The sequence below is a fragment of the Pseudomonas sp. PS02303 genome (genome assembly GCF_029959925.1).
GTDB lineage: Bacteria > Pseudomonadota > Gammaproteobacteria > Pseudomonadales > Pseudomonadaceae > Aquipseudomonas > Aquipseudomonas mandelii.
This window is the reverse complement of record NZ_JASCOM010000461.1, coordinates 1-2,498: the sequence shown is the minus strand read 5'-3', so window position 1 is coordinate 2,498 and position 2,498 is coordinate 1. Positions and strand designations below refer to the sequence as shown.

General features: G+C 62.7%; 3 protein-coding genes. All 3 read right to left on the bottom strand.

All coding sequences use genetic code 11. From position 1 onward, the window contains the following. Positions 1–83: 83 nt before the first annotated feature. The 3 genes from QMX98_RS34050 to mpl are packed head-to-tail and all read right to left on the bottom strand — an operon-like array spanning position 84 to position 2,339. On the bottom strand, positions 84–368 hold the full coding sequence (locus QMX98_RS34050) for a YceK/YidQ family lipoprotein (protein WP_083375680.1): 285 nt from the start codon (positions 366–368) through the stop codon (positions 84–86). Continuing rightward, entirely contained in the window at positions 361–993 is a 633-nt protein-coding gene (gene ubiX / locus QMX98_RS34045; RefSeq protein ID WP_010467349.1) for a flavin prenyltransferase UbiX, read from the bottom strand. The genes QMX98_RS34050 and ubiX overlap by 8 nt, the downstream gene beginning before the upstream one ends. After that, positions 990–2,339 (bottom strand): UDP-N-acetylmuramate:L-alanyl-gamma-D-glutamyl-meso-diaminopimelate ligase, encoded by a 1,350-nt coding sequence (gene mpl, locus QMX98_RS34040; protein ID WP_172791774.1) that lies wholly within the window; start codon positions 2,337–2,339, stop codon positions 990–992. Before mpl ends, ubiX begins: the two co-directional genes overlap by 4 nt. Positions 2,340–2,498 lie beyond the last annotated feature (159 nt).

Sequence of the window (2,498 nt, the reverse complement as noted above, 5' to 3'; positions counted from 1 at the left end):
AGCCTCGCTCCTACACAGGCAACGGAGAACCCGTAGGAGCGAGGCTTGCCCGCGAAGGGCGCACACCGATTCAAAGCCGAACGCTACAACCCGCCCGTCGCCTGGAAACTCACCCCGATCACCGTCAGCAATGACAACGGCAATAACAGCGTGTCGAGCAACGCGCTGGCCGGCAGGTCGACGCCGGGGTAGCTCGGCGCTTCGGCGCCAAACCGGTCCATCGCGCAACAACCGCCATTCATGGCATACAAATCCAGGCGCGTCCCCGCGTACACCACTGGCGCCCCAGGCTTGGCCGCGTCCAGCGTGCGCGCCGTGGCGCAGCCCCCCAATTGCAGGGCCAGCAGAACAATCAGCAGCTTATTCATCGCTGCTCAAATGGTGTTCGCCCCAACGCGGCAGCATGTCTTGCGGGATGTTCAGCAGATTGAGAATCCGCGCCACGACAAAGTCGATCAAGTCATCGATCGTCTGCGGCTGATGATAAAAGCCCGGCGACGCCGGCAATATCGTCACGCCCATGTTCGACAGCTTGAGCATGTGCTCCAGATGAATGCTCGAATACGGCGCTTCACGCGGCACCAGAATCAGCTGGCGACGCTCTTTCAACGTCACGTCGGCAGCCCGCTCGATCAGGTTGTTGCAGGCACCGGTCGCGATCGCCGACAACGTCCCGGTGGAACACGGCACCACCACCATCGCCGCGGGCGCACCAGACCCCGAGGCCACTGGAGACATCCAGTCTTCCTTGCCGTACACCTTGATCTGCCCGGCGGCCGCGCCGGTGTATTCAGTGAGGAAAGCCTGCATCGTCTGCGGTTTGGCCGGCAGCGTGACGTCAGTCTCGGTAGCCATCACCAGTTGCGCCGCCTTGGAGATCAGGAAATGCACCTCGCGGTCTTCGCGGATCAGGCAGTCGAGCAGACGTAAACCGTACTGGGCGCCCGAAGCGCCCGTCATCGCGAGGGTGATGCGTTCCGGGCCGTTGTTCATTGCAGCGCCTCGGCGAGTTTGCCGTGCAGGCCGCCGAAGCCACCGTTGCTCATGATCACCACGTGGGTGCCGGGCTGGGCCTGGCTCTTCACGCGCTCGATGATGCCTTCCAGGGAGTCGCTGACGATCGACGGCACCGTGCACAACGCGGCGGTCGCGCCCAGGTCCCAACCGAGGTTGGCGGGGGCATACCAGATCACTTGATCGGCATCGACCACGCTTTCCGGCAAGCCGTCGCGGTGAGCGCCGAGCTTCATGGAGTTGGAGCGCGGCTCGATGATCGCAATCAACGGCGCATCACCGATGCGTTTGCGCAGGCCGTCGAGGGTCGTCGCAATGGCCGTCGGGTGGTGAGCGAAGTCGTCGTAGATGGTAATGCCGCGAACCTCGGCGACTTTCTCCATCCGGCGTTTCACGCTTTTAAAGACGCTCAATGCAGCGATGCCCATCGACGGTACAACGCCGACGTGGCGAGCAGCCGCCAGGGTGGCCAGGGCGTTGGCGACGTTGTGCTGGCCGGTCATGTCCCAATCGACGACGCCTTGGGCAATGCCTTCGAACATCACTTCGAACCTGGAGCCGTCTTCGCTCAGCAGCTTGACCTGCCACTGACCGCCGGCACCGGTGGTTTGCACCGGGGTCCAGCAGCCCATCTCGATGACGCGCTGCAACGCTGGCTCGGTGGTCGGGTGAATCACCAGGCCTTCGCTCGGGATGGTTCGCACCAAGTGGTGGAACTGCCGCTCAATGGCGGGCAAATCCGGGAAGATGTCGGCGTGATCGTATTCCAGGTTGTTCAGAATGGCCGTGCGCGGGCGGTAGTGAACGAACTTGGAGCGCTTGTCGAAGAACGCGCTGTCGTACTCGTCGGCTTCGATGACGAAGAACGGTGTGTCACCCAGACGCGCCGACACCGAGAAGTTCTGCGGCACGCCGCCGATCAGGAAGCCCGGGCTCATGCCCGCGTGCTCCAGGACCCAGGCAAGCATGCTGCTGGTGGTGGTTTTACCATGGGTGCCGGCGACGGCCAGGACCCAGCGACCTTGCAGCACGTGGTCGGCCAGCCATTGCGGGCCGGAGACGTAGGGCAGGCCTTTGTTCAACACGTATTCGACGGCCGGGTTGCCGCGCGACATGGCGTTGCCGATCACCACCAGATCCGGCGCCGGATCGAGTTGGGCGGGGTCGTAGCCTTGGGTCAACTCAATGCCCTGCGCTTCAAGCTGAGTGCTCATCGGCGGATAGACGTTGGCATCGGAGCCCGTCACGTGATGGCCCAGCTCTTTGGCCAGAACCGCCATCGAACCCATGAAAGTGCCGCAGATACCAAGAATATGAATATGCATAGTCGACCTCGTAAAACATGGCCGCAGGTTAGCGTAGGGTGGGAAAATTCGCACCTTTGTTTCGGGTCAACGCAAAACCCGCAGCAGCGAGGCTTGCCCGCGAAGGCCATAACACGATTCCGCCAGTACACCGCGTAATCGTTCTTCGCGGGCAAGCCT